We start from the raw sequence: 26,166 nt of genomic DNA on the forward strand, positions 1-26,166 counted from the left end.
ACACATCAGTCGTTGCTCAACACGTTGACGACTGAATCGGGGTGGTTAACTCAGTTTTTCCAGACATAGTGATGCTTTTGGTGATGGAATAGCCATTTAAACCCAAAGCTATCACCAACAGCTTGACCGCAAAGCGGCAACTCTCTATAGTACGCCCCGTTAACGCGACAGCGGGTAAGTCAATCCCCCACAAAAAATAGCTCGTGTAACACACAATATGGTGAGGTGTCCGAGTGGCTGAAGGAGCACGCCTGGAAAGCGTGTATACGGCAACGTATCGAGGGTTCGAATCCCTCTCTCACCGCCATCGTTAAAAAAAACCGCCTTCGTGGCGGTTTTTTGCTATGTATTGCTCACCGAACGATGATCTCAAACCATTTTCACCCTCACAGCCATTGTCCAAGTTGCTTTTATCCCTTATCTAAAAACGCTAACCTAGCCGCAGTTAAATTTGAGATATAAGCAATAAAGCATGGAATGGATGAAGTGGGCCGCGTATTGGCGTAACTGTTTAGCGGATGCTGACAGTACCAAGGGGTTTTTTAACCGGAAGGAGTTAGCACAAAAACGTAATATCTCTTCCTCCTCATTAGTAGAAGGCTGCCTGAGCTCAGAAGAAAATGACGGTGAATTATTCAGCAATGAACCGGCGGATACCATTGCGGTTAAAGCGCATATATGGACGTTTGCGTTTGTTAAAAGGAATATCATCGAGCACGGGAAGCAGAAAAACAGCGCCTTACCGTATTATATCGCGCCGATTATTTGCCCCGTGTGGATAACGCGATCAGGCCGACTCTATCCCGCGTCTGCGCCTTTCGTCTCCCGTGACACCCTTGCGCCTCAGCATCAAGACGTGATAACCGTGTCAACCGTTGAACAGGTCGATCACTTTTTAACTAACGCGTCGATACAGTGCTTAACAGAGTCTGATGTTGAGGAGTTGGAGCGTGATAACCCAGAACAGCACGCGATAGTATGGGATCAGGCGTATAACACGGCGCGGGATCTATACGCCTCCGTCTGCAAAGCCTACTTAGACGAAAGGGGCTTTAAAGACTTGTATGAAGTGTCACCCGACGGTGCTTATCTAGAAAAAATTGAAACGTCAGGTAGCGCATTTCATATCATCAATGCGTATGACTTGATTCGTGAAAACAAACCGACATTGCCGCTACTCAATACCTACGCCACTTACACATGCAATAGCAGACGGCCATGTGAAGATTATGCCACGTCGATAAGTACGAGAATTGCGCATTCCGGTGATGCATTTCCCCTTGCCGATGCGCAACGTGATGCCCTGACCAGCACGCTAGCGATTGAATCAGCCAATATGCTAGCCATTAATGGTCCCCCAGGAACAGGCAAAACCACGTTTGTGCTCTCGACTGTGGCATCCTTGTGGGCTAAAGCAGCGTTAGAAGACAGTGAGCCGCCTATTATTGTTGCCGCATCGACCAATAACCAAGCGGTCACCAATATTATTGAAGCGTTTGGTAAAGACTTCGGTGAAGGTGACGGTCCGATGTCGGGGCGGTGGCTGCCTGGTATCGTAAGCTACGGTGGTTATCTGCCAGCAAAGTCAAAACAACAAGAAGCGGATCAGTTCTATCAAACGGACGCCTTTTATAATGGCCTAGAGAACAAAGATACCCTGTATAGCGCCACACATTACTTGATTGATAGAGCACGTCAGGCTTTTCCGAGTCTTGCCTTGAGTGATGAACCAAAAGAAGCGCTAAAAGAGATAAAACAGCAATTGCACGGCAAGCTGCAAACCGCGATGAACCAACTACAAAACGTACAACAAGGTTGGCTCGACTACGACAAGCAGCGGCAGGTATATCACCAGCAATTAGGTAGCGATCCAGCCGCAGTGATAGCTGCACATGAAACTGAGTTAGCAGAGCTTCAAGCGGCTAGCCAAACCCTAAAGGGAAGCCTGAATCAGTGGCGTTTTTTCTTATCACAAGAATCACTAATCGAATCTACGCTCGCGTTTTTACCCGCCGTAAAAAGAAAGCGCCATGCTAGCTATGCGCACTTTGTTGATACCCAGCTTTGTGATACCGCGCAGGCGCTGTATCGAGAGTATGGTATCGATCGATTTGAAGCCGCTCTCAATCAGGCATTTGCAAAGCAAGAAAAACAGCGAGAAGCGAAAAAGCAACAGCTTGATGCGTTGTATGACTGTCAGCAGCAGTACCTGACGTACCAGCAAAAGTGGATGGGTATCTGTAATACGTTGTTTGACACATACAGTGCTCCGCCGCCGAGTGGCAAAGATCAGATTGTCGATATTGATACCATGGACAAGTGGTTAGATACCCATGTCCGTTTTTTTGTTTTTCGAGTCACCGTACACTATTGGGAGGTGAGATGGTTGTTAGCCTGCTACGCCTTGGGAAAAAATCTTGATAGCCAGGCGAAAAAAAGTGGCGAAAAAGCCAGCTTGGCGCGTTGGCGTCGACGCATGATGCTGACTCCCTGTATTGTCTCAACCTTTCATGCACTACCCTCTCACATGACAATAAAACGCCACAGTGCGGGAGAGTTTATAACTGATTATCTATTCAACAGTATTGACTGGTTGATTGTTGATGAGGCCGGGCAAGTTTCCCCAGAAGTAGCAGGGGCCAGTATGGCTTTTGCCAAAAGAGCGTTAGTGATTGGGGATACTCAACAGATTCAACCAGTACGCTCACTCTCTTCCGTGGTTGATCAGGGGAACCTGTTCAGTGCTGGTTTACACGCGCTGGCGGATGACTACGAAGAAACCGAAGAAATAGCACGCTTAGTTACGCAAGGCAGTGTGATGCACGTGGCACAACAGGCCAGTCATATCCATTACCACTCAGACGCAGAGCCAGGGATGTTACTTAGAGAGCATCGGCGCTGTTATGACGATATTATCGAATACTGTAATCGGCTTTGTTACAACGGCTTACTCTTACCCAAGCGCGGCCCGGCTGGACATTCAGAAGAAGCGGATAGTGAACGGTTTCCGGCATTGGGTTATGCCCACGTTGACGGTGCCGCCGTCCGAGAGGCAGGGAGCACGTTGAACCGTGTCGAGGCGATAGCCATTGCTCATTGGCTGCGAGACAACCGTGAGCAAATAGAAAGCCAATTTGGGGCACCACTAGAACAAGCAGTTGGCGTGGTAACTCCCTTTAGAGCGCAAGTAGACGCCATTAAAGAAGCCTGTAATGACAATGGCATTCTCTGTGAGGGGGACGAGAAAATGACAGTGGGCACCGTGCATTCATTGCAAGGTGCTGAGAGAAAACTCGTGATCTTTTCTCATGTATACAGTCGTCATTTGGACGGGCAGTTTATTGATACAGATGCCACCATGCTCAATGTGGCGGTCTCCCGTGCGAAAGACAGCTTTATTGTCTTTGCTGATATGCAAATGCTTACTCATGCACGCATGGGCTCACCACGCCACGTGTTGGGCGAGATGTTGCTATGGCGTGATAAAAATGCGCTGACCGTTGCACCAGTAGAAAGGCCTGATTTATTGCGCTTCAGCGATAAACCCAAAACCTTATGGAATGCGCAAGAACATGATCACTTCCTTACGACGTTACTCGCGCATGCCGAATCGCGGGTTGATATTATATCGCCTTGGCTGCAAGCAAGAACACTACAAGAAACGGGGTTAGATAACGCGATGCAGCAGGCAGTTGAACGTGGCGTGAAAGTGACGATATACACGGACAGGCACTTCAACACCACACATAACAACCGGCATGACCCACAAAAGCGGCAACAACTCGACCAGTGTATCGAACGGCTACAGACTCTCGATATTGAGGTTTATATTGTCGATGGGGTGCACAGCAAAATGGTGATGGCGGACGACAGCCACATGGCGGTTGGCTCCTACAACTGGCTCAGTGCTGCGAGGCAAGGGCGGTATTGCAACCTAGAAACCTCACTGTATTACTCGGGGCAGTTGCAAAAAGAGTGTCAATACAACCTAAACATGCTGGTGCCCGACACGACAGATAACCCCATGCCTGCATGAACTGTGGTTTAAAAGAGGTGTGCTTTTTTAAGCCAAGTGAGAAGAAATGAGAGCAAAATAATGGCTGCACACTTTTGCAACCTATACGTAAACGCTATCATAAGCGTCATCTGACTGTTCGAGCATAGCACTCAGGTAACACTGCCGACCGCTAGGGGTTAAACAATTGCTAACAAGCAAAAAATAAATAAACAATAGGGACAATAGAGTGAGCGATAAACAGCAACCTGCACAGCCTCAGTATGTGGCACCACCGTACTTTCAACAGCCCCACGATGATGAAATTGATCTCAGAGAGCTGTTTGCCGCTTTGTGGCAGGGAAAATGGTGGGTGATTGGCTTAAGTATGCTTTGTATGCTGGTGGCCGCGGCTTACGCATTTACTCAGCCCAATGTGTACAGTGCCCAAGCGACCATATCGGCAGTGGTGGATCCCTATGGACTTGCAAATAAAGAGAATGAACGCCTTGTTTATGTGAACCAAGAACTAGAAATCAATTTATTCTCACGGTCTGTCACCGAACGATTATCAGCTCTATCTGGCCAGCCAGTTAATGTCACTCATGAAGTGGCTAGAGGAGAGGAGGTGATTAAACTCTCTGCCGAGGGAACCGATCCTGCGAAAGTTTACCAGCAAGTCACGAGTGTGGCGCAATTTGCTAACCAAGCCTACAAAGCCCACCTTAGCGAAAAATTAAAGCACTCAGTTGATGTCTTAAAAGCCGAAATTCGTGACACAAGCGCTGCAACGATTAGTGCCTCTTTGAGCGACTATGCCGCTCAGCAAACCTATAAGCTGGCAATGCTTAATCATCCTTCGACACAATTAATACAAGTCGTGAAGCCAGCAACAGAGCCCACGTCACCGATAAAACCTAAACGCAAACTGATTACTGTTTTAGGCTTCTTGCTCGGTGGAATGCTGGGTGTGGCTATTGTACTCGTACGTTTTGCGTTTAAGCGAGAAGATACAGAGTAGTGCTTCTATGAGCGTCGATGATACCATCAACCTAGGTGGCATAAGCCCTGACTCGGCACATAGTTTGAATGTTTACTTATTGACGCCCAGGGAATTTTAGGCTCGCATGGCTTCTCTCCCAAAACATATACTTAGGAAAATCCAATGAAAATTGCCGTTGCTGGAACAGGTTATGTAGGCCTGTCAAACGCCATGTTACTGGCGCAACATAATGAAGTGGTTGCACTCGACATTGTGGAAGAAAAGGTCAGTCTTTTAAACAACCAGCAATCACCGATTGTCGATGCCGAAATAGAACAGTTTTTAGCAGAAAAACCACTAAACTTTACTGCTACCCTAGACAAAGAGCAGGCCTACCAAGGCGCGGACTTTGTGGTGATTGCCACCCCCACCGATTACGATCCTGAGACCAACTACTTTAATACCCGTTCAGTCGAGGCAGTGATTAAAGATGTGATGGCGATTAACCCGGAGGCGGTGATGGTAATTAAATCGACCGTGCCAGTCGGTTATACCGCAGACATTAAACGCAAAATGGGCTGCGAAAACATTCTCTTCTCGCCTGAGTTTTTACGCGAAGGAAAAGCGCTTTACGATAACCTGTATCCGTCTCGGATCATTGTCGGCGAGCAATCCGAGCGCGCGCGCCAATTTGCCACCTTGTTGCAACAAGGTGCAGTCAAATCGGGCATCTCCGTCTTGTTTACTCACTCTACCGAAGCTGAAGCGGTAAAACTTTTCTCCAACACCTACTTGGCGATGCGCGTTGCTTACTTTAATGAGTTGGATAGCTACGCCGAATCCCACGGTTTGGACGCACGCCAGATCATTGAAGGTGTAGGGCTAGACCCACGCATTGGCGACCACTACAATAATCCCTCGTTTGGCTACGGCGGTTACTGTTTGCCCAAAGACACCCGTCAACTACTCGCCAACTACCAAGACGTGCCCAACAACATTATTCAAGCCATTGTTGATGCCAACACCACCCGCAAAGACTTTATTGCTAATGCGATTATCAAGCGGGAGCCGAGAGTAGTAGGCGTATACCGCTTGGTAATGAAATCGGGCTCAGATAACTTCCGCGCTTCAGCCATTCAAGGGATCATGAAGCGGATCAAATCCAAAGGCATTGAAGTGGTGGTGTACGAGCCCGTGCTTGAAGAAAACACCTTCTTTAACTCAGACGTGATCAAAGACTTGGATACCTTCAAACAACGCGCCGATGTGATTGTCGCCAACCGCATGGTTGACGAGATCCGTGATGTAGAAAGCAAAGTCTACACCCGCGATTTGTTCGGCGCGGATTGATTTTTGGCACCACAAACTATACGTCGATGGTGCCATTGGCGTAGGTGACACAAGCCCCGGGACATTGTTGGATATGGGCACATTGCCAACGGGCGCCTATCACGATCGGCGCCAATTTTACCACTAATGTCGGATGACGCGCGGCGGAAATCCCCCCAAGCTTGCGCGACCGAGAAGGCGCTTATGCCGACCTACGCCTGGTTTATATTTCGACGATGCCGTTTACTCGTTCCCACGCTCCTGCGTGGGAATGCATACGGAATTTGAACCATGAACTGAAATCGTTACAAAACCACCAAGCCGCACTTCCTGCGCTTGGTTTATATATCGGCGATGTCATTGGCTGGGCTGACGCTTTTCGTCTTCTCCCTCGCAAAATCCTCTTAACACCATACAACGCAACCATCGATCTCGCGTAATCTCATCGCACATTCATAACCGATGGATGATGCCATGTTATTTATTACCAGCCGTATTCCCGAACAAGGGTCGACGAGTGAGGCTGGCCGCTGGCTCAGCTTTGATAACCAAAACACCGATATCTCGAAATGGGTGTATTTTTGCCAACGCGCCGGGCAGGGTGAATACCAAGAGATCACCGCAGAGCCGTTTATGGCCAAACTGAAAGCCTTGCCCACGCATACCCAGATACTCTTTTTGCTCCATGGTTATAACAACCAAATGGAAAGCCATATTTTCCCGATGGCGCAGACCTTACAACACCAATGTGATCGCCTGTCACCTAACGCCATACTGGTGGTGCCGATTATCTGGCCGTGTGATGAAGATGGCCGGCTTGGCGTTATTGATGACTACTGGGATGATCAACTTGCCGCCACCGCGTCCGGCTTGGCGTTTAGTCGTTTACTGGCGATGTTTGATAACTGGCGTCGCGCCCCTGAGCAACAAACTGAACCGTGCAAACGGCGCATGAACCTACTCGCGCACTCCATGGGGAATCGCACGCTCATCAGCACCTTTACCCACTGGCACCAACATGCCGGGCTCGACACCATGCCACAATGGTTTCGGCATATCTTTATGATGGCCGCCGATGTTGATAACCAAGCGCTAGAGCCGCACCAGCCAGGAAGAGCCGTCCTCGATGCCGCCAAACAAGTGCATATTTACTATGCCGCTGATGATTTAGCTATGGCCGCCTCAAAAGTGGTGAATGTACGTCACCGCACCGTCACCCGCCGCCTCGGTATGACCGGCCCTGAAAACCTTGACGCGCTTCCCGCCAACAAAGTGACGGTAACCGACTGCGACGCCTTTAACGACCACTTCGATCCCCTCTGGGGTCATACCTATTTTCTCACCGACGACACCGGTCACCCAAGCCCGTTGATAGAACAGATGATGAGTAAGATGGTAGGTACATAGATACCATGGGCGACGATGACAACATTTGAACCAACAACCTGGACGTGGCCATGCCTAACACCTCAATAGACAATAAAACCCTCACCGTCACCCACCATGGTGGCTATCAAACCGTGACTGGTTCGTGTCACCAAGTGAATATAAAACCAAGCGGCTTACGCTTGCTGATTGACTGCGGCCAATACCAAGGTGATGACGCTCGAGAGGCGAGGGTGAACTTTAATGGCAAACGCATTGACGCGCTGATCCTCACGCACGCTCATATCGACCACTGTGGCTTACTGCCATGGCTACTGGCGGGGGGCTTTAACGGCCCTATTTATTGCACTGAAGCCACCGCCGCCTTGGTGCCACTGTTAATTGACGACACTTTAAAACTGCAACTCAATATGGATTATGGCCATCGTCAGCGGGTACTAGAATGTATCCGCCAGTTGATGGTGACTCTGCCTTACAACAGCTGGCACCGGCTAAAGCCCAAGCAAAAAGGACAGCCTGCGACCTACTTGCGCTTGCAACCGGCCGGGCATATTTTGGGCTCGGCCTATGTCGAATTAAAACTGCCGGACCAACAAAGGGTGGTGTTCTCTGGCGATTTAGGGCCCAGTAACACGCCATTATTGCCCGACCCAACCCCGCCAAGTCGCGCCGATATCTTGTTTTTAGAGTCCACTTACGGCGATAAAACCCATGAGTCCGTCACTACTCGCGCACAGCGGCTAGAGGCTATTATTCAACGCTCACTCGAAGACGGTGGCGCGATATTGATCCCCGCATTCAGTGTCGGCCGCACTCAAGAGCTATTATTTGATATTGAGCAGCTTATTCACCAAAAACAGCTTGATGATGCGTTCCCTATTATTCTCGACTCGCCCATGGCGCAAAAGGTGACGCGTCACTATCGCCAGTTTAAAAAGCTGTGGAGCAAAGAGGCCAAAACCAAACTCAACCAACACCGCCATCCGCTAGCCTTTGAGCAATGCATCACCATTGATGAACACAGTCAACATATGGCGTTGGTGAATCGCCTCAAACAAACCGGCGAGCCAGCCATTGTGGTCGCCGCCTCCGGTATGTGCCAAGGCGGACGCATCATGAACTACCTTGCCGCATTACTTGAAGACAAACGCACCGATGTGATTTTTGCCGGCTACCAAGCCCAACACACCCTCGGGCGAGAGTTACAACAAGGCAACAAAAAGGTGTGGATAGACAACACCCCAGTCAACGTTAACGCGCAAATCCACACCATCTCCGGCTACTCCGCCCACGCCGACCAAAACGACTTAGTGAGGTTTGTGCAAGGCATCCAACCACCTCCCAAGCAGATCCACTTAATCCACGGCGAACCCGAGACTCAGCAAGCATTGCGTACCAAGCTCAAGGAATTCGCGGATTAATGCCTAAAAACCCACCACACCGCCTGCGCAACCTCGACTTTTCGCCACTAAGCCTTTTGCCCACAAAAGTTAGCAGGTAAACTCAAAACCCATTAAAATGTACTGACCGTGCGCCTTGCACAGTCACACAAACTCTGACTATGCGCACAGGGGGAGCGACACCTCATGGCGGTAGCGTGGGTAGAGCCCGAAAGGTAACTGAATCTAAATGTATAACCGTTTAAAAACGCTGTTTAATCTACTAACGGCAGATCAACGTAAAAGACTTGTCCGGCTGCAAATATTGGTAGTGTTAATGGCTTTTGCCGAGCTAACAAGTGTAGTTGCTATTGGCCCTTTTATGGCTCTGGTTGGGGATATTGGGCAACTCCAAGGAGACGGGAAGCTCGCGCATCTATATCAATATAGCGGATTAGCTAGTCCAACCGATTTTATTTTTTGGGTGGGTGTTGCTGTTCTCGTATCTCTTACTATAGCGGCGATCATTTCTATGTATACCTCCTGGCGATTATCTCTCTATGCACAACAAGTTGGAGCTGAATTATCTGTGCGCCTTTATCGTTATTATATGAGTCAGTCTTGGCTGTTTCATGCAGGAGGAAGCAGCAGTCAGTTAACCAATAAAGTTGCGCAAGAGACAAACCGAATAACTCAAACTATTATTCAACCAACTATGCAGCTGGTCGCCAAGGCTGTACTCGCGATAGTTATGGCATCTGCGGTCTTTGTTTACAATCCATCAGTTGCTTTGGCTGGACTAGCTGTTTTTACTATAGCGTATATCATTCTCTATCGGACTGTGCGTAAAAAACTGTCCCAAAACGGTATTAATATCACCAGTGCCAACCGACAACGTTTCACCTTAATGAATGAGGGATTTGGCGGGATTAAAGATACGTTATTATTGGGTCGACAAACTGACTTTAATCAGCGTTACCAAAGTGCTAGTGAAAAGTTTGGCCATGCTCAAGGCGTTACCAAGGGGCTATCACAAGCACCGCGTTATGCGATGGAGCTGATCGCATTCGGTTCGGTGATTTTTCTGGTGCTTTATTTAGTCAAAACATACGACGGCAATCCAGGGCAAATTTTGCCCATCTTATCAGTATATGCTTTAGCCGGCTTCAAGTTGCTCCCTGCATTCCAGCAAATTTATACGGGGGTGGCACAAATTCGAGGTAATCTATCGGCGTTTGATAACCTCGAACAAGATCTTATTGCTAGCCAGTACGCGGCTGAAACTAGCTCGACACGTGACAAACTCAAACCTACACATCATGTTCAGCTGAATAATGTCACCTTTCAATATCCGAGTAAAGAAGATCCAGCCCTACAAGGACTATCATTAGAATTACCTGTAAATCAAGTGATTGGCTTAGTAGGGGCGTCAGGATCTGGTAAATCAACAGCGATTGACATTTTACTCGGCCTTATTGAGCCCAGCCAAGGTAGCTTAAAGGTCGATGGAAAGCCAATCACAGCCGAGAACGTGCGTGCATGGCAAAACAATATTGGCTTTGTTCCTCAGAGTATTTTTCTCTCCGATGCCACTATTCGTGAAAATATCGCCTTTGGCTTACCAGTTGACGAAATTGACGAACAGAAAGTTCGCAAAGCGGCTAAGATGGCGCATTTAGAAGAATTACTCGAGCAGCTGCCAAACGGTTTAGATACCCGAGTAGGGGAGCGCGGTGTGCAGTTGTCAGGCGGTCAGCGGCAACGAATTGGTATAGCGCGGGCGCTTTATGATGATGCAGATGTGTTAGTGCTTGATGAAGCAACCAGTGCGCTAGACGGCATTACTGAAAAGCTAGTGATGGATGCCATCCATGACTTTGCTGGCAATAAAACCATTATTATGATCGCTCACCGGCTCAGTACTGTTCAGCAGTGTGATTGTATTTATATGCTTGAACAGGGCAAAGTCATTGATCACGGTACGTATGCTGAACTTTACGAAAAAAATGCAATTTTCAAAAATATGGCAGCACATAGCTGAGGCATTGAATGGATAACATTTTACAACTCATCGGTCGTGAGGAAGCGCTTTTTTCCTCAGACATAGAAAGCGCAAGCGCTGAACTTGAGCGGATTGTCGCTTCATCGCGTTTTCTCGTTTTGGGTGGCGCAGGCTCGATTGGGCAAGCGGTCACTAAAGAAATCTTCAAGCGTCATCCTAAAAAGCTGCATGTTGTTGATATTAGTGAAAACAATCTGGTTGAGCTGGTAAGAGATGTGCGCAGTGCAATCGGCTATATCACCGGTGATTTCCAAACGTTCGCACTTGATATTGGCTCGCTGGAGTATGATGCATTTATTAAAGCTGACGGTCAGTACGACTACGTCTTGAACCTGTCGGCACTGAAGCATGTTCGGAGTGAAAAAGATCCTTTCACGTTGATGCGAATGATCGAAACTAACGTGTTTAACACCAATAAAACTGTTGATCAAGCGGCTAAAATGGGGGCAAAAAAATACTTTTGCGTTTCGACCGATAAGGCCGCCAACCCAGTTAATATGATGGGTGCATCAAAGCGTATTATGGAAATGTTCCTCATGCGTAGCAGTGAAAAGCTCCCCATTTCAACCGCACGCTTTGCCAACGTCGCATTTTCTGACGGTTCCCTGCTTCATGGCTTTAATCAGCGGTTGCTCAAAAAACAGCCCATTGTCGCCCCCAACGATATCAAGCGCTATTTCGTGACGCCGCAGGAGTCTGGTGAGCTTTGCTTAATGTCGTGCATTTTTGGTGAAAATCGCGACATCTTCTTCCCCAAGTTGAGTGAGTCTTTACACCTCATCTCTTTCGCCGATATCGCGGTTAAGTACCTAGAATATAGAGGCTATCAACCTCACTTGTGCGACAGTGAAGAAGAAGCGCGGGCGCTTGCGAAGACGCTTCCTGCACAAGGTAAATGGCCTTGCCTGTTTACTGAGAGCGACACCACGGGTGAGAAGGACTTTGAAGAGTTTTTCACTGATAACGAGACGCTAGATATGGCCCGTTTCCAACATCTGGGCATCATAAAAAATGAACCACATTATCAAAATGCGTTGTTAGCCCTTTTTGAAGAAGAGATCGGCGAGATGAAGCGACAACAGTCGTGGACGAAAGCGGACATTGTTGCCTTGTTTTTTAAGATGATCCCGGGCTTTGGGCATAAAGAAACAGGTAAATACTTAGATGGAAAAATGTAAGGTGCACCATGGCGTCTGATCAGTTAGTTGAGTTTGTGCGGGACCTCTACCAAACCAATGAATTTATTCCGCTTCATGCCCCGACATTTAATGGCAATGAAAAGGCCTATGTGGCCGACACTATCGACAGTACATTTGTCTCCAGTGTTGGTAAATATGTGACGCAATTCGAGGAGCGTGTCGCGTGTTTTACCGGGAGCCTCCGCGCTGTCGCAACGGTGAACGGTACCGCGGCGCTGCATACGGCATTGCATATTGCTGGCGTGACACGTGGCGATTTGGTGATCACGCAAGCCCTGACCTTTGTGGCAACCTGCAACGCCGTCTATCACATGGGCGCAGAGCCGTTATTTATTGATGTGTCTCCCGTTAGCTTAGGACTTTGTCCAAAAGCCATGGAGCACTACTTACAAGAACATGCTGAATTAACCGAGCAAGGCTGTATTCACCGAGAAACAAAACAGACCATTAAAGCGGCTGTGCCGATGCATACCTTTGGCCATCCCGTTGAGCTTGATGAGCTGGTGGCGGTGTGTGAAAAGTGGCACATCGCGCTAGTAGAGGATGCAGCGGAAAGTCTAGGCTCATACTACAAAGGTAGACATACTGGCACCTTTGGGCAGTGCAGTGCACTCAGCTTTAATGGCAACAAAATTATTACAACCGGTGGCGGGGGTATGGTGCTGTGCGCCGATGAGACTCTTGGCCAGCGCGCGAAGCATGTCACCACAACAGCCAAAGTGCCGCATCCTTATGAGTTTTATCACGACGAACCAGGGTTTAACTATCGGATGCCAAACTTGAACGCAGCACTAGGCTGCGCACAAATGGAAGTGTTAGAAAGCTATTTAGCCAAAAAACGGCAGCTTGCTCAGCAGTATCAAGCCTTTTTTGCCAATAGTGATGTAAGGTTTATTACTGAGCCTGCGTATGCCTCATCAAACTATTGGTTAAACGCGATTTTGTGTCCTGATCAGGAAACCCGAAATACATTGCTTTCTGAGACGAACGACGCTGGCGTAATGACACGGCCTATCTGGCAGTTAATGCACCGATTACCGATGTTTAAGCATGCGTTATGTGGCGATCTCACACAGTCAGAATTGATTGAAGCGCACCTGATTAATCTACCCAGTTTCCCAACATTTAGTGACTAAAGCACCAAAGAGCTAACAAAAGAGAGTAAATTATGTACATGTTGGAAGAGATTAAAGTTGGTATGGTTGAGTCCTATTCTCAGACAATATCAGAAGCTGATGTAAAGAACTTTGCAAATATTTCTGGTGATAGAAATCCAGTCCATATGGACGAGCTATATGCGGAAAAATCAAGGTTTGGGAAAAGAATTACACATGGAATGTTTAGTGTAAGTTTTTTTTCTGCTTTGTTTGGGATGAAACTTCCTGGTCCTGGCTGTGTATATGTTTCTCAAGACCTTAAGTTTAGAAAACCAGTTTATATAGGCGATACAGTTACGGCCTATGTAAAAGTTAAAGATATAGATTTAGAACGAAGGCGAGTCTATTTTGATACGTATTGCAAAGTCGGCAATTCTAAAGTGATTACTGGTAGTGCGGAAATATATATCCCGAATTTAAAAAAACAAAGTTAAAGAGTTCTGATTATGAAAGGTGAAATAGAATACATAGATGTTAATGACATAGATGTTCTGGTGAGTTTTTTTTCTCAAATTAAATCCCTTTTTTCTGAGTGTTTTGGAAAAGAGTTAGATAAAGAACTATGGGAGTGGGCATATCTGGATAACCCATGTGGGCCACCAATAGTTTCTCTAGCTGTGTTTCATGGAAAAGTTATTGGGCATTATGCTGTTATACCTCAGGTGCTAACAAATAAAGAAAAAAATCTCATTGGATATTTGTCAATGACAACGATGGTATCAACTGACTTTCGCCGGTTTGGCCTTTTCCAATTACTAGCCGAAAGAGTATATGGTAAGATTGAGACAAATAAAACTCCAAGCGTTGTGTATGGATTTCCAAACAATAATTCTATAGCAGGATTTAGGAAAAGGTTGGGGTGGATAGTACCTGATGAATATAAAGTAAGACAGGTTCATCCTAATGATTGGCATTCTCAATGCTCTCTTATACAGGAAGCAGAGATTGCAGGTTCATTTCAGCTTGATATGTCAGAAAAAAAAGTTAAAGAGTGGCGCTGTAATAAACCGAATCAAACTTGGGATATTCATTATGGAATTGGTGTAAAGAAAATAAATAATGCATATGATCTTATGTACTATGATACAGTTAATGATTTGTTTGGATTTCAACCAGACAAGCCTGTGAATATAATTTCACCATGTTCTGATATAAAGAATGAGGATGATATGGATGTATTATTTCCATATAGGTTTGGGTACCGAGCATTTAACATGGAGGATGAGATTTCTTTCAATGTTCAAATGTGTATGTCGGATGTTTTTTAATGAAGATCTTAGCAATAACATCAATTCGCTCCGAATATGACTTAATGAGTTATGTTTATAAGAAGCTAAACAAAGAGCCTGGTATAGAGCTCCGTCTTTTAGTGGGAGGTTGTCATAATTCACCATCGTTCGGCCTAACTGTGGAAGATATAAAGAGTGATGGCCTTAATATCCTATGTCAAATTGACAGCTTGGTTGACTCTGATTCTAATTCAGCTAGATTAAAAAGTGCCTCGATTTTATTACTGTCGAGTATTGATATAGTTAATTCATTTTCGCCAGATCTAATAATTTATGCTGGTGATAGAGAAGACGTTATGATAGGAGCTCTTCTTGGTGGCTATCTAGGAATTCCTACTATTCATTTTTTCGGTGGTGATCATGCATGTGATGGACATATAGATAATCCGATCCGACATGCGGTATCTAAATTGTCAACTTGCCATTTTGTTAGCATTATAGAGCATGAAAAAAGGCTGCTTAAGATAGGTGAGCCACCAAGCAGGATTTTTAACATTGGAAGTGTTGCATTAGATAAATTTAAAGAGGTACCTATTCGCGAAGATATATTAGAGGTTGTTGCAGGACATAGAGTTACAAGGCCGGCCGCTATTTTTATCTTTCATCCGGTTGATAGTGAAATAGAAATAGCTCCAAGCCTTGTCAACGATGTTATTTATGAGCTTGTTGAAAATGGTTATCATGTTTTTGTTGGTTTACCAAATAGTGATTTTGGTTATTCAGGGATTAGGGAAGCTCTTAAAAAGGTTTCTAACGACGTAAATGTTTCCTTGTACGGGAATTTACCGAGAGATTTATTTGTTCAGTTGTTTAAATGTTGTGATTTAATCATCGGGAATTCATCGGCGGGTATTCTTGAGGCTGCAAGCGTACCAGTTCCATGCATTAATATTGGCCTGAGGCAGCGTGGGCGTTTGACGGCGGGAAATGTTATTTTTACAGACTCTGATTTGCATCAAGTGAAAGATGCTCTCAAGAAAGTCAAAGACGAAAATTTCTTATCATTTATTCGCGGATTATCTAATCCTTATGGCGATGGACATGCGACGGATAAAGCTGTTGAACTTATAAAGACCATAGATTTTTCTACTTTATATAAAAAACATGAGGACCCACTGTATGTTGAWTGATAAGGCGGTATTAATTGTTTCTCCTCATGCTGACGACGAAACATTAGGATGTGGGGGAACAATCCTAAAGCTAGTTGAGCAAGGCCATCAAGTTCATTGGCTACTTGTCACTGGAATGACTGCTGAGGCAGGGTTTTCAGACTCACAAATAAAAAAAAGAAAATCTGAAATACAAAAGGTTCATCAAAAATATGCATTCTCCGCTAGACATGAATTAGATTTTTCACCAGCAAAACTGGAGATGTTGTCCAAGAGTGACATCATTGGTCCTATAAGTCGTTTAATTAGTGAGATACGACCTGATATTGTATTTACTGTTTATCGCAACGACGCTCATAGTGATCATGAAATAGTGTTTGATGCTGTGATGTCAGCGACTAAATCATTCCGCTATCCTTTTATCAAAAAAGTTTTAGCGTATGAAACCATGTCGGAGACAGATTTTGGCACTAAGCCAGAAGATGGGGGATTTCGTCCCAATGTTTTTGTCGATATAACACCATATTTGCAGAAAAAGCTAGATATCCTAGAAATATTTGAATCTGAAGTGGCTGATTTTCCGTTTCCTCGCTCACGAAAAGCCCTTGAGTCTTTAGCTTGTGTACGCGGAACTCAATGTAATGCTGAAGCAGCAGAAGCCTTTATGTTAATCAAGGAGATTTTATGACGCTAATTATTGCCGAAGCGGGTGTCAATCATAATGGTGATGAAGCGCTAGCATTTCAACTCGTGGACGCTGCACACCAAGCCGGTGCAGACATTGTGAAGTTTCAAACCTTTAAAGCAAAAAGTCTCGTGACAGAGCATGCTGTGCAGGCTGACTATCAAGTCGCTAATATAAAGAAGGAAGAGTCGCAACTTTCTATGTTGAGCCGGCTTGAACTTTCCTATGCAGCCCATCACCAGTTAGTTCAGCATTGCAAATCGTTGGGTATCGAGTTTCTTTCGACGGCATTTGATTCTGAAAGTTTGGATTTTCTTGTCAATGACATCTGTTTAAAGCGGCTCAAGTTACCCTCTGGTGAATTAACAAATGCGCCACTGGTGCTGGAGCATGCGCGGACCGGTTGTGATCTGATTGTTTCAACCGGCATGTCAACTTTATCGGAGGTTGAGATGGCGCTGGGCGTGATTGCGTTTGGTTATACTGCACCCACTGATACCATTCCATCGCTAACGGCTTTTCAGCAGGCTTATGCGTCAGAAGCAGGGCAGAAGGCGCTGAGGGAGAAAGTGACTATTTTACATTGCACCACTGAATATCCTGCACCGGTAACGGAAATTAATCTCAGAGCAATGGATACTCTCGGTCATGCCTTTGGATTATCGGCTGGCTATTCTGACCACAGTGAAGGGATTACGATTCCGATTGCTGCCGCTGCACGTGGTGCAGTATTGATCGAAAAGCATTTTACCTTAGATAGAAATATGGAAGGCCCCGATCATAAAGCGTCTTTGGAGCCGCATGAGCTTGGTAATATGGTTGATGCTATCCGAAATGTCGAAGCGGCACTTGGCACAGGGGTTAAGTCTCCTACCGTGTCGGAGTCCAAAAATAAAGCGGTCGCGCGAAAAAGCTTGGTGGCGAGCCAAGCTATATCGGCGGGTGATGCTTTTAGTTCAGGCAATGTCACCATCAAGCGCCCTGGTACGGGTCTATCCCCCTATCGATATTGGGACTTGCTCGATTGCGAGGCAAGTCAAGATTACCAGCCCGGAGATTTGATTGTTGAATAAAAAGAAACCACTTATCATGATTGGTGGTGGCGGGCATGCAAGTGTTTTAGCTGACATATTAATGGGGCAAGGGCGTGAAATTATCGCAGTGATCAGTCCCGATGACGTAAGCGAACGGCCAATTTTTGATGGTGTTGCGTATTTTCAGAGTGACGATGCCATCGATAAGTTTTCAGCTGCGGATATAAAACTGGTTAACGGTATTGGTTTTTTGCCTCGATCGCCGCTACGTCAAAAGTTATACCAGCGTTACACCGCGCAAGGGTATGAATTTGAAACGGTCATCGCTAATGATGCGTACATTTCCCCATACGCAAGCATCGCGTCAGGTGCGCAGATTTTAACCAGAGGAGTTGTTCAAACAGGCGCGACGATCGGCGAGAACACGATCATTAACACGGGCGCGCTAGTTGAACATGATTGTTACATATCGGCACATAACCACATTGCGCCAAATGCGGTTCTATGTGGGCAAGTGACTACCGATGAGGGCGTTTTTATCGGTGCTAACGCGACGGTTTTGCAAAATATTAGTATTAAAAATGATGCAATTGTCGCTGCGGGGGCGACCTTGACGATGTGCTTGGATAAAGAAGCCACACATTACCCTATTCGAAGCACTGAAAAGTACACGTAAAAGGTTCTTTATGAGTTATCGCTGGCAAAATACCCTTATATCAACAAACAGCACAATCAAAGACGCATTACAAATCATCGATAGCGAAGCGCTACGTGTTGCCTTAGTTGTAGAAGCTAATAACCGCCTTGTGGGTGTCATTACGGATGGTGACATTCGTCGCGGGTTACTCAAAAATGTCACCTTGGATTCCTTGGTCACGGCAGTCATGAATCCATCACCGACAACAGCACCTATCTCAACGCCACGCGCTGAATTAGAAGCAATAATGCAAGAGAAAGGGATTTTGTCAATCCCGTTGCTGAATAGTGAAGAGCAGCTAGTTGATTTAGCGTTACTCAATGCTCCACAAAAGCCTGTTTATCAAAATCCTGTTTTTATTATGGCCGGGGGGTTTGGCACGCGCTTAAAACCTTTAACCGATGATTGCCCAAAACCGATGTTAAAAGTGGGTGATAAGCCTATTTTGGAAACTGTCATCCGTAATTTTGCGAAAGCGGGCTTTGTTAACTTCTATATATCGACTCATTACATGCCAGAGCGGATCAGCGCGCACTTTGGCGATGGTAAGTGGTTAGGGGTGGATATCACTTATGTCCACGAGGAGTCACCTTTGGGGACTGGAGGCGCATTAGGTTTACTTCCAAATAACTTACCTAACGACCTTCCGCTGATTATGATCAATGGTGATGTATTGACCAATGTGGACTTTGAGCGACTGTTAGCGTTCCATAATGACAACAACGCCGATGCGACCATGTGTGTGAGGGAGTACGAATACCAAATTCCCTATGGTGTTATCGAAGGTGAGCATTGCAAGGTGACGAGTATGGTCGAAAAGCCCGTTCAGCGCTTTTTCGTCAATGCGGGCATTTATGTTGTGGCACCTCATGTGGTTCAATCAGTTCCGAAAAATCAACATATCGATATGCCTACTCTTTTAGAGCAACATATGGAAGAGAACAATCAAGTTTATATGTTTCCAATTCACGAGTATTGGTTAGATATTGGACGGATGGATGATTTTAATCGTGCACAAGTGGATATTCAGACCATAGGATTAGATTAATGGAACGCATTGCAGTTATTGGTTTGGGTAATATCGCTATCCGTCATCGCCGAAATTTAAAACAGCTTTTTCCGAATGCAAAGCTCTATGCGATGTCAGCCAGTGGCAGGATACCACAAGAGCCTGTGAATGATGCTGATCATATAGTCGCTTCTATCGATGCTTTAATTGAACAGCAACCTCAATTAGTGATTGTTGCTTCACCCGCGACTTTTCATGCCTTACATGCAACTCCCCTCATTAAAGTTGGAATCCCTATCCTTATTGAGAAGCCAGTGACGTCAAATCTTGATGATCTAAAGCAACTAGAAGAAGCTGCGAATCAAAATAAGACACCATTAGCAGTCGGTTTCTGTATGCGCTATTTGTCTTCTGCTGTTGAGATGAAAAGATTGCTTGACTCTGGCATCTTGGGCCAGCTCTATCATGCTCATATCGAGGTTGGCCAATATTTACCAGATTGGCGTCCAAACAAAGATTACCGAGAAAGTGTCTCTGCAAGGTCAGACTTAGGTGGTGGTGCATTACTTGAGCTTAGTCATGAATTAGATTATGCCCAATGGTTACTTGGCAAACTTACATTAGAGCACGCGATTTTACGTCGTGGTGACGAGTTAGGGTTAGACGTTGAAGACAGTGCCGATATGTTGCTTAGCACTGACCAACAAGCGGTTGTACATCTTCACCTAGATTTTTTACAGCGTAAACCGTATCGACAGTGTCGCTTTGTTGGTAGCAAAGGTGTACTAGAGTGGGATTTAATTGGCAATGAAATCCGCCTCGTCTCTACTCAAGGCGATCAGGTGCTATATAGCGAGCCAACGTGGGACAAAAATAAAATGTATACAACAATGGTCTCTGATTTTATTCGGTTGATTAACGACAAACCTAATCACACCGTCTCTTTTACCGAGGCTGCACAAAGTATCACTTTGATCGAACAAATAAAACGACGTTATCCAATTACTGTAACGTCAGATGAGATAACAGGATAATTATCTAATGACAAATCATGCTTTCATTTTTGCTCGAGGCGGTTCTAAAGGGTTGCCGGGCAAAAATATTAGGCCATTGGCAGGTAAGCCTTTGATCCAGTATTCAATTGATGTTGCACTAGCTGCTCCGTCGATTGACCAAGTATTTGTCTCTACCGATGATGCTGAGATTGCTGAAGTAGCTAAAAAAGGCGGTGCAATTGTCATTGACCGCCCTAAGGTACTGGCAAATGACACGAGCCCAGAATGGCTTTCCTGGCGTCATGCGATAGAATGGGTCAATGAGCACCATGGCGAATTTAAAGGTTTTGTTAGCTTACCGGCAACCAGTCCGTTAAGAAGCATTGACGATGTCGAAAATGCAATCACTAAACGTGTAACCGAAAAAGCCAATATGTGTATCTCCGTTACACCAGCTAGCCGGAGTCCGTTTTTTAATATGGTCAAGCAGACAGGCTCAGGGATGGTAGAACTCGTTAACAAACCAATTAGTGACGTAACTCGTCGACAAGATGCGCCTGAGGTATTTGATATCACCACAGTTGCTTATGTTTCTACTCCCGACTTTGTTCTGAATAACTACGGCATTTTTTCTGGTACTGTAACCAGTATTGAAGTACCTAAAGAGCGAGCTGTAGATATCGATGATATTTACGATTTTATGTTGGCAGAAGTCATTATGGGGGCTAGCAAATAATGGAAAACCTATTGAGCAATAAAACTATTTTGGTTGTTGGTGCTGGTGGGCTCTTGGGTAGTCATTTAGTCCCGGCCTTACTTAAACAAAATGCAACAGTTATCGCGGCGGACATTAGCCTAGATCCAATGCGTGAACGTTTAGCTGCGTTAGGCGTTAACACTCTAGAGGGAAAGCTCACTTTTAGTGAATTAGATATCACGAATGAAGCAAGTGTGAAACGCTTTTTTGAAGAACAGGATGATCAGATAGACGGTGCCGTCAACACCACATACCCGCGCAATAAAACCTATGGTAAGCATTTTTTTGATGTGAGTTTGGATAGTTTTAACGAGAATTTGTCTCTACATCTGGGGAGTGCATTTCTTTTTACTCAGCAATGTGCTGTATATTTCAAGCGTGAACAAAATCCTTTTTCTTTAGTGAATATTTCATCCATTTACGGTGTAGTAGCTCCAAAGTTTGAAATATACAAAAATACAAATATGACGACGCCAGTAGAGTATGCTGCAATAAAATCGGCGATTTTACATCTTAATAAGTATGTAGCTTCTTACGTTAATGATAGTCGCTTTCGAATTAACAGTGTCAGCCCTGGTGGGATTTTTGATCACCAACCAGAAGTGTTTTTACAAGCATACAAGAATAAAACGTATGGAGCTGGTATGCTAGATGTAGAAAAAACCTTAGGGCCTATACTGTTTTTGCTTTCGGAACAGTCAACCAATGTAACTGGTCAAAATCTTATAGTTGATGATGGGTTTAGTATCTAATATGTTTAAACGAATAATCTTTTGGTTAAAAGAAGATAGGTTAGGCCCTGATATGCCATTAACACATTTCTTGCTCCATTCAATTAAGCTTCAATATTGGCTGTGTAAGCATAAGTTTGGAAAGTTTGGTAAAGATGCAGAGTTTAGGCCAGGGGCTTATGCAGTGTGCGCAAGCCAAATATTTATAGGCTCACGAGTAACTATCAGGCCCCAAAGTATGTTATTTGCTTCCAAAGATACATGTATACATAGAGAACATATAACTATTGAAGACGATGTGCTAATTGGTAGTGGTGTTCACATTTACGTTTCGAACCACAAGTTTGATGAGCCGAATCAAGTCATATCGAATCAGGGCCACCAAGAAGTCAAGCCAGTGATATTAAGAAAAGGTTGTTGGGTAGGAGCCAACTCAATAATACTTCCGGGTGTGGAAATAGGACAAAATGCAGTAGTTGGTGCCGGTAGTGTTGTTACAAAAAGCATTCCTAGTTTTTGCGTTTCAGCTGGCAATCCCTGCAAAGTTAAAAAAAGGCTGTAATACATCTGAACTAAGGTTACTTTAAATATACGATGTTTGTTGAAAAACTACTGTAGATGTGTAGAGAGTCAAGGTTAAATAGCCCTAACTAATACACGAAAAGAAATAGAGCCTTACTAAATATATTCATTAAACTTTAAGCAAGCAGTTATGAACATGACAGATTTCTATCTAGATATATACTCTTTGCCTTCTATTGATTATCAAGAAAAGTGTCAGCAAGGATTGTGTTTTAGCGAAGATGATTTCAAAAAGATTGTGGAAGATCTATATTGTTTTCTATCGATATATGATGATGATCAAACTGTAGGAACAGTTATTAGGATTAGTAAAAAAATATTAATAATAAACATCGCTAACTTTATAAAAATGATAAAAATTAAGAAAGATATTTTATCTAAAGGACTATCTATAAGGTATTTAGATAAGGTGAGTTTTGTAGAAAGAGCCGGAGGAAATGGCCTTGCTGGTTCTTATATTGCTGATTTCTTCGAGGAAAATACACTCCCTTTGATTAAACCTTACAAAGAAGATTTAGTTAATCCATTGAAAGATAATTTGAAGCGATTCGCTTCTAACTTGAAATTATTCACCGGTTCTGCTTTAGGGGATAGAGTTGTAGTTTTTAATGGTAATCCATGGCTCTATGATTATCTAGAAAAAGAAGGTGTGAAATATACCAAGGTACACCAGAGCTTATTTTTCCCTTGTAAAAAAAATGATAAAGAGAATACACTATGTAGCGATGACAAGATAATTCGTGCGATTGAAATTTTTATAAGAAATGTATGTTCTCATTTTTCTATAGAGGATAAAAAAGAAGAAAATACATTAAGAAAAATAGTCTATTCTATCATGTCTAAAGCTGAGCGTGATTTCAATGAAAGCTTAAAATATCTTGATAAAAAAAAGTTAAATTTTAAAGAGGTTTATTCGGGAACTTGTGGCAACTACTTTACTAGGGTAATCTTTGAAGTGCTCAAAAGAAAGGGAATAAAGACCAACGCAACAATGCATTCTGGAGCAATTCGTCATTTAGACTACCCGTTTGATCCCCGCCTTTTTATCGAATATGAAATACCAGATAACTTTTATGTTTTTAATAAGATTGATGCTGATTTTCTTAATAAAAAGTATTCTAACAGATTAAAGGAAAACTTTTTTAAACCCATGCGAGAGATCGAAACTGAAAATAGTTGTGGACGACATTATATAGTTGACGCAAAAAAGATAAGGAAAGTTATCTATGTTGAACTTGCAGTCCAGGAGGCATCCAGTTTTATGGTGTGGATGACGATTTAAGAAAAATAAGTTATGAAAATACATTACTGGAAAAACTGGTGAAAGACGGGTATGAAGTGATTTTTAAAGTCCATCCCAAAGGCGCAAAATACAATAGAGAGCTGATAGAGAAGAAATATCCGACTGTTTCATTTGTCTATGACACACCAATAGAAGATCTTGCAAGCAAAGAGGACTCGATTTTTATATTTAAAATGATTGACTCCACAGCATTTAATCAGGTTTTGTCAACTGACTCACCTGCGATTGTTGTTAGTGAAAATCAAAGGCAACTACTGTCAATAGAGGCGGCGGATATTTTGAAGAATCGGGTCAGCTTTGTCGATTGCTTTTACGAAAATGGACTAGCTAAAATTGATGTACAACAACTTGATTTTTCTCTCAATAAAAAGTATATCAGCGATGGTGTGTTTTCTAAAAAGTTTCAGTAGAAAGATAAGAATTAGATATTAAGAGGGATATGTACTTTGAAGATCTCATTAAAAGATTGCAATGGCTGGGCGTTCTATGAAGATAAAACATGTAAAACAAAGCTTTGGTTGAAAGGATATTTTTATGGGAAAAATAAGAGCGATATAGTTAAGGATCTTGCTGTTCTCAACGATGACAAGGAAAGCCTAATAAACTATGTGAAGTCTCTAGATGGCCATTATGCAATTGTCGTATCAAAGAATCACAATGTGTATGCTTTTTCTGATAGAGTGGGAAGTCATAACTTGTTTTATACAACAGGCCGGTCATCAGAAATAACATTAACGGATGAAGTTAATGCGTTGAAGCCTTTTGATCCTTCAGAGTATGATGAGCTAGCCGAGCTAGAAATCATTATGAGTGGCTACACTATAGGCTCGAAAACTCTATTTAGGAATATAAAACGTTTACAAGCAGGTGAAGTATTACATTGTAACCATTACTCAAATTCAGTTCATCAGTATTACTATTATTTTGGGTTTATTGAACGTAAAACTTACTTTTCTTATCTGAAAGAATTATATGAGGTCACTTGTAGCGTATTTGATAAGCTACTCAAAGACGTCGGTGAAAGACAAATTGTTGTGCCTTTAAGTGCTGGTAATGACTCAAGACTAGTGGCATCCATTTTACATTATCTAGGAGCAACGAATGTTTTGTGCTACTCATATGGTTCTAAAAATAACTTCGAAGCTGCAGTAGCAGAATCTGTAGCGAAAAAACTAGGATTTAAATGGGTCTTCATTCCCCTTACTCATAGTAGCGAAAAATCATTTTATTCATCCTCAGATTTTCAAAAATATAAAATTTTTTCTGAAACGCTATCTTCAGTACCTTACATTCAAAGTCTATCTTCATTGAAGTACCTTAAAGAATTAGAGATTATAGATGACGATGCCGTGTTTATTAACGGAAATAGTGGTGATTTTATATCAGGAGGACATATAACACCGCTCATGCGTAATCATCATATGAGTGCTGAGAGTGACAGGATCGATAATGTTTTCAGAGCAATATTCAATAAGCACTTTTCGCTTTGGGGCTATAAAAAAACAAACGATAACTTAGGCTATATTAGAAAAAGCCTAGAAAAGCAATTTCTAGCTATTGGTGGTTTACCAGAAGAACGAGAGAAAGATCATCTTTTATATGAGTATTCTGAATTGATGGGAAGGCAAAGTAAATATGTCATTAGTGGTCAAAAAGTTTATGAGTTCTATGGCTATGACTGGAGAATGCCTTTATGGAGTAATGAATTATTAGAGTTTTGGGCAAAAGTTCCTGCAGAGTATAAAGTAAACCAAAAGTTATATTTAGACATGCTCTGCTTAAGTAACTTTGGTGGCGTTTGGGATGAAAAAATTCCAATAAATAAAAAAACAATCACCCCTAAATGGGTAATACCACTACGATTTATGTGCAAAATACCTTTTGGTCTTTTAGGGGCTTCAGGTAGAAAGAGATGGCATTTTTTTGAAAAAGCCGTGTTTAATTATTGGATGGATGTGACTCACATGCACGATACTACGTCTTATTTTCGTATGGTTAAAGACATCTTTAAAAAACCACGAAACCATGTTTCATGGCATGCAGAAGATTATATTAAAGAGACTAGAGAAAAGATATGAAAGCATTAGTGGTTAGTAGCAAGTATCAGCCAGAATACTCCGGATCCGGACTTCGCGCTCACAATACATACAAGCGACTCAGTACAAGCTATAATATTGAGTATGAGGTTGTTGCAAACTCTACCAATGAGTTGGGAAACAAGAAATATATATTTGATGGCAAAGAAGTTAACAGAATAGCACCACCTTTCCCCGTGCGAAGAAAGAAAGGAATGATAAGGAAGTTTTTAGTCGCTGCGAAAGCTGTCTGGGAATTCTTTTACTCCTGGCAATATATTAAAAATAGGACTAATGATTTTGACTACTTACACACTTTTGGTAATAGTTGGTCTGTAACTTTCCTAACTCTTTACTTCAAGTATCAACGAAAGCCGGTAATTAGAGAGTTGTGTAACGATGTAGACACTCC

At 43.7% G+C, this 26,166-nt stretch carries 22 protein-coding genes, 1 tRNA gene and 1 pseudogene; all 24 read left to right on the top strand.

The features are described from left to right. Positions 1–219: 219 nt before the first annotated feature. Positions 220–307, top strand: a tRNA-Ser gene (locus tag BZG20_RS03360). Between the two features lie 165 nt (positions 308–472). After that, the gene (locus BZG20_RS03365; RefSeq protein WP_077578120.1) at positions 473–4,036 is read left to right on the top strand and encodes an AAA domain-containing protein; all 3,564 of its coding nucleotides are present in this window, start codon (positions 473–475) and stop codon (positions 4,034–4,036) included. A gap of 208 nt (positions 4,037–4,244) precedes the next feature. After that, entirely contained in the window at positions 4,245–5,015 is a 771-nt protein-coding gene (locus BZG20_RS16045; RefSeq protein ID WP_077578121.1) for a Wzz/FepE/Etk N-terminal domain-containing protein, read from the top strand. Positions 5,016–5,159: 144 nt separating this feature from the next. Then, the gene (locus BZG20_RS03375) at positions 5,160–6,326 is read left to right on the top strand and encodes a nucleotide sugar dehydrogenase (RefSeq protein ID WP_077578122.1); all 1,167 of its coding nucleotides are present in this window, start codon (positions 5,160–5,162) and stop codon (positions 6,324–6,326) included. Positions 6,327–6,779: 453 nt separating this feature from the next. Next, positions 6,780–7,712, top strand: coding sequence for an alpha/beta hydrolase (locus BZG20_RS03380; RefSeq protein WP_077578123.1), 933 nt, complete (start codon positions 6,780–6,782; stop codon positions 7,710–7,712). Positions 7,713–7,762: 50 nt separating this feature from the next. Continuing rightward, positions 7,763–9,112 (top strand): MBL fold metallo-hydrolase, encoded by a 1,350-nt coding sequence (locus tag BZG20_RS03385; RefSeq protein WP_077578124.1) that lies wholly within the window; start codon positions 7,763–7,765, stop codon positions 9,110–9,112. Between the two features lie 208 nt (positions 9,113–9,320). Then, positions 9,321–11,111: an ABC transporter ATP-binding protein gene (locus tag BZG20_RS03390; protein ID WP_077578125.1), complete on the top strand. Its 1,791-nt coding sequence runs from the start codon at positions 9,321–9,323 to the stop codon at positions 11,109–11,111. A gap of 8 nt (positions 11,112–11,119) precedes the next feature. Continuing rightward, positions 11,120–12,310: a UDP-N-acetylglucosamine 4,6-dehydratase gene (locus BZG20_RS03395; RefSeq protein WP_077578126.1), complete on the top strand. Its 1,191-nt coding sequence runs from the start codon at positions 11,120–11,122 to the stop codon at positions 12,308–12,310. Between the two features lie 8 nt (positions 12,311–12,318). Next, entirely contained in the window at positions 12,319–13,467 is a 1,149-nt protein-coding gene (locus BZG20_RS03400; RefSeq protein WP_077578127.1) for a LegC family aminotransferase, read from the top strand. A 32-nt stretch (positions 13,468–13,499) separates the two neighbouring features. Further along, positions 13,500–13,922 (top strand): MaoC family dehydratase, encoded by a 423-nt coding sequence (locus tag BZG20_RS03405; protein ID WP_077578128.1) that lies wholly within the window; start codon positions 13,500–13,502, stop codon positions 13,920–13,922. Positions 13,923–13,934: 12 nt separating this feature from the next. Continuing rightward, entirely contained in the window at positions 13,935–14,756 is an 822-nt protein-coding gene (locus tag BZG20_RS03410) for a GNAT family N-acetyltransferase (RefSeq protein ID WP_077578129.1), read from the top strand. After that, complete coding sequence (neuC, locus tag BZG20_RS03415; protein ID WP_077578130.1) at positions 14,756–15,907, top strand: UDP-N-acetylglucosamine 2-epimerase; 1,152 nt, start codon at positions 14,756–14,758, stop codon at positions 15,905–15,907. The genes BZG20_RS03410 and neuC overlap by 1 nt, the downstream gene beginning before the upstream one ends. Further along, a complete protein-coding gene (locus BZG20_RS03420; protein ID WP_077578131.1) occupies positions 15,897–16,574 on the top strand; it encodes a PIG-L deacetylase family protein in 678 nt (225 codons plus the stop codon). Before neuC ends, BZG20_RS03420 begins: the two co-directional genes overlap by 11 nt. Further along, the gene (neuB, locus tag BZG20_RS03425; protein ID WP_077578132.1) at positions 16,571–17,644 is read left to right on the top strand and encodes an N-acetylneuraminate synthase; all 1,074 of its coding nucleotides are present in this window, start codon (positions 16,571–16,573) and stop codon (positions 17,642–17,644) included. Before BZG20_RS03420 ends, neuB begins: the two co-directional genes overlap by 4 nt. After that, positions 17,634–18,281, top strand: a complete 648-nt coding sequence (locus BZG20_RS03430) for an acetyltransferase (RefSeq protein ID WP_241828694.1) — start codon at positions 17,634–17,636, stop codon at positions 18,279–18,281. The genes neuB and BZG20_RS03430 overlap by 11 nt, the downstream gene beginning before the upstream one ends. Positions 18,282–18,291: 10 nt before the next feature. Next, a complete protein-coding gene (locus BZG20_RS03435; protein ID WP_077578134.1) occupies positions 18,292–19,350 on the top strand; it encodes a nucleotidyltransferase family protein in 1,059 nt (352 codons plus the stop codon). Beyond that, positions 19,350–20,345: a Gfo/Idh/MocA family oxidoreductase gene (locus BZG20_RS03440; RefSeq protein WP_077578135.1), complete on the top strand. Its 996-nt coding sequence runs from the start codon at positions 19,350–19,352 to the stop codon at positions 20,343–20,345. Before BZG20_RS03435 ends, BZG20_RS03440 begins: the two co-directional genes overlap by 1 nt. A 7-nt stretch (positions 20,346–20,352) precedes the next feature. Beyond that, positions 20,353–21,042: an acylneuraminate cytidylyltransferase family protein gene (locus BZG20_RS03445; protein WP_077578136.1), complete on the top strand. Its 690-nt coding sequence runs from the start codon at positions 20,353–20,355 to the stop codon at positions 21,040–21,042. Then, on the top strand, positions 21,042–21,815 hold the full coding sequence (locus tag BZG20_RS03450) for an oxidoreductase (RefSeq protein ID WP_077578137.1): 774 nt from the start codon (positions 21,042–21,044) through the stop codon (positions 21,813–21,815). Before BZG20_RS03445 ends, BZG20_RS03450 begins: the two co-directional genes overlap by 1 nt. Before the next feature lies 1 nt (position 21,816). Then, complete coding sequence (locus tag BZG20_RS03455) at positions 21,817–22,356, top strand: acyltransferase (protein WP_077578138.1); 540 nt, start codon at positions 21,817–21,819, stop codon at positions 22,354–22,356. 156 nt (positions 22,357–22,512) lie between these two features. Further along, positions 22,513–23,658 carry a hypothetical protein gene (locus BZG20_RS03460; RefSeq protein WP_131825340.1) on the top strand — a complete coding sequence of 382 codons (1,146 nt, stop codon included), beginning with the start codon at positions 22,513–22,515 and terminating at the stop codon, positions 23,656–23,658. Then, the gene (locus BZG20_RS03465) at positions 23,643–24,089 is read left to right on the top strand and encodes a hypothetical protein (RefSeq protein ID WP_077578140.1); all 447 of its coding nucleotides are present in this window, start codon (positions 23,643–23,645) and stop codon (positions 24,087–24,089) included. The genes BZG20_RS03460 and BZG20_RS03465 overlap by 16 nt, the downstream gene beginning before the upstream one ends. Before the next feature lie 36 nt (positions 24,090–24,125). After that, positions 24,126–25,757, top strand: coding sequence for an asparagine synthase-related protein (locus BZG20_RS03470; RefSeq protein WP_077578141.1), 1,632 nt, complete (start codon positions 24,126–24,128; stop codon positions 25,755–25,757). Beyond that, positions 25,754–26,166: pseudogene (locus tag BZG20_RS16105) on the top strand (hypothetical protein); the annotation flags it as partial. The gene BZG20_RS03470 and the pseudogene BZG20_RS16105, both read left to right, overlap by 4 nt.

The sequence above is a fragment of the Salinivibrio sp. IB868 genome, assembly GCF_001995655.1.
In the GTDB taxonomy this organism is placed as follows: Bacteria; Pseudomonadota; Gammaproteobacteria; order Enterobacterales; family Vibrionaceae; genus Salinivibrio; species Salinivibrio siamensis.